Below are 426 nucleotides of genomic sequence, written 5' to 3'. Positions count from 1 at the left end.
CTAGGGCGTCTCTGCAAAGTCATCTGAGCCAGAGCATGGTCATGCCGAGCGTGACCATGGCGAGGTAGTTCGCGGCTCGCTTCTCGTAGCGGGTGGCGATGCGGCGATACTGCTTGAGCCGGCCGATCAACCGCTCGACCTTGTTGCGCTCGCGGTAGGCGGCTTTGTCGAAATCGAGCTGGCGGGGCTGATCCTTGCGGGTGGGGATCACCGGCTCGACCCGGCGTTGTCGGAGGCGACGACGGGCCGGCGGACTGGAGTAGCCCCGGTCGCCTGCCATCCGCCGGGGACGTAGGCGCGGGCGGCCCCGCCCTGGACGTGGCACCGCGCCCTTGTCCATGAGAGCATCCAACGCAAACTGCTCGTGCCGCTCGCCCGCCGTCAGCACCGCCGTGATCGGCTTACCCCCGCCCTCGGCACGCAGAT

Annotated in this window: 1 protein-coding gene; it reads right to left on the bottom strand. The window is 68.5% G+C overall.

Features of this window, described 5'->3' with window-relative positions:
* Positions 1–19: 19 nt before the first annotated feature.
* The coding region (locus ACLBX8_RS31630; RefSeq protein ID WP_447716409.1) for an IS5 family transposase at positions 20–426 on the bottom strand (407 nt) is incomplete at its 5' end.

Source organism: Methylobacterium sp. D48H (assembly GCF_053345715.1).
The sequence above is the reverse complement of the archived record's forward strand: the minus strand, read 5'-3'. Positions and strand labels throughout refer to the sequence as shown.